The 2,257-nt window shown below is 43.0% G+C and carries 1 protein-coding gene; it reads right to left on the bottom strand.

The features are described from left to right. Window positions 1-116 precede the first annotated feature (116 nt). A complete protein-coding gene (locus ACFILD_RS03055) occupies window positions 117-2,081 on the bottom strand; it encodes an alanine-zipper protein (RefSeq protein WP_375664747.1) in 1,965 nt (654 codons plus the stop codon). Window positions 2,082-2,257: the final 176 nt, after the last annotated feature.

Here is a 2,257-nt window from a genome sequence, read left to right as displayed (position 1 = left end):
TTCCCATTGTTTGATAAGCTCTAATCCTTCTTTCGATATCTTTCTCATCTGACGCTCCATAAAAAAAGCCCCACAAAAGTGGGGCTGGATAAAATGATGTTCTAATCAATCTCGCACTAATTATAATAAAATGGGTCGCTACATCCACGGGCGCCTATTTTTTCATCTTCTACATAACGAGAATGCGCAAAATTCCGCGCAAATTCACCATTACTAGCATCACCGGACCAATCGCCTCCTCCCAACATAACATTTACGTCTACACGTAAACTGCTTCCTTTTTCCCCTGTATGCCATTTCGTCACGGGATAACAACCAGACAAAAATTGCCACACATAACCGCAACCATCCTCACAACCGATATACGAAATCATACGACGATTTTCTGTATCAACGTGTCCTCCAGACGTTTTGGGAGAAGGCGCTTTATTGCCTATAATACTGGTTCCCGAATTGATTCCACACATACAAGACGCGAACTCATCACTCGTCAAAAATCTCTTATTAACAGACGAAAAATCCACGTGATGGTCAGAATAGCTACGATTGGTTGTAATCGGAACACCATAGGCAGACTTCGTATTTTCATCTGTCCCTGATTGAAGATAAATATCAACCCAAATATTCTTCCACGGATCGTAAACCATTCCCTCTGGGTCACTACGTGGACGGTGATTTAAACACCAAACAGAATCAGGGAGAATATCCCCCGCTTGATAACCCGATAACGGATGATCTTCAATCTCACCAACATCTGCACAAAGCGTATGAAATCCACCAATCTTTTTAGAGGTATCCTCTGTATAGCCATCAGGAGCCGTCGGATTTTGCGAAATTTCAAAGGATATCTCATTATTATTAGTGAGGGTTGGTATAAGATAAATATAATAATCCTTGCCTGCTTCAAGATCTTTGTCAAAAGTCATCCTTCCACGCCCTGGAACGCGGTAAAAGAGGTACCTACCCCCATTCTCACCACCATGATAAAAGCGAAAACATGCACCGTTATTGATCACAAGACCTTTTCTATTTTCCGGATCGTCTTCCAGAATTCTGTTAGGTTGATTAAAACGCACATTCTCTAAAAAATTAGTGGAAAGAGAACCTACCTTACTTTGAAGTTCAGAAAGACTGTCACTGTTCCTCTGTGCCTTCTCTTGAACTTCTGTCAATGCACTCTTTGCTTCTTCTGCTAACACTTTTGCCTCAGAGGCGGCTGTATTCGCAGAATTTGTCGTTGCTGTCACCGTGTCTAATGAACTCTTGACCTCTCCAAGCCCTTGCTTCGTCGTATCAGCTTCTTCTTTTGCTTGCTCCGCAACACTCTTCGCTTCTTCTGCTGTCGACTTCGCAGTCTCGGCTACTTCCTTGGCTTCTTCTGATAAACTTTTTGCACTCAAAGCGGTTTGGCTTGCTTGATCACTCGTGGATTTTGCTTCATTGGCTATTGTTTCTAAGCCTTCTGCTTTAGATTTTGCATCGCTAGCCTCTCTTAGTGCTTGATCTACTTTCTCTGTTACACTCTCTGCTGCACTTTTCGCCGATTCCGCCAAACCCTTCGCTTCTGAAGCTGTTTGCGAGGCTTGTTCCACTCCTGTTTGCGCCGATTCGGCAACTATCTTAACAGTTGCAACAGATGCCTTGACTTCAGCACAAGCATTCTTGGATTGTTCTGAAAGAGCTTTTGCCTCTTCTGCCATTTGCTTGGCGGCATCTGATGCACTCTTGGATTCTTCTGCTAATCCCTTGGCTGTATCCGCTGTATCTTTTGCAAGATTAGCGGTTGTCGTAGCTGCTGTAACCGCTTCACCCGTTTTCGTCACCTCTGTAAGCGCTTGATCAGAAACCCTTTTCGATTCCTCTGCAACCTGTTGCGCACTATTTGCACGCGCCATGGATTTTTCAGACTCTTGCCTTGCATTAACAACCTGTTCTAATGGTGCAAAAGTTTCATACGAATACAAAGATGCCGTCCCTAAAATCTTAGGAACAACAACGCTATCTTGCGAAGTTCCTTCTCTGATTTCCTCTTGCGTTGCTATTGGTATCAGATACTCATGACTATGATCGGGTATTTTCATATGTTTTATTCCTCCATTAAACCTAAAATGAACACTCTTTCAAATCTTCAAACTCTTCTCTTAATGCCTCTAAGCGCTTCTCTAAATCTTTCACAGAACCATCAAGCTCCGTTTTCAAAGCTGCTTTCAGTAAATCAAAAACGCCATTAAGCGGCGCATGTACAAATACTTCCCCC

The sequence above is a fragment of the Bartonella sp. CL162QHHD genome (assembly GCF_042195435.1).
In the GTDB taxonomy this organism is placed as follows: Bacteria; Pseudomonadota; Alphaproteobacteria; order Rhizobiales; family Rhizobiaceae; genus Bartonella.
This window is presented reverse-complemented; position numbering and strand designations above follow the sequence as displayed.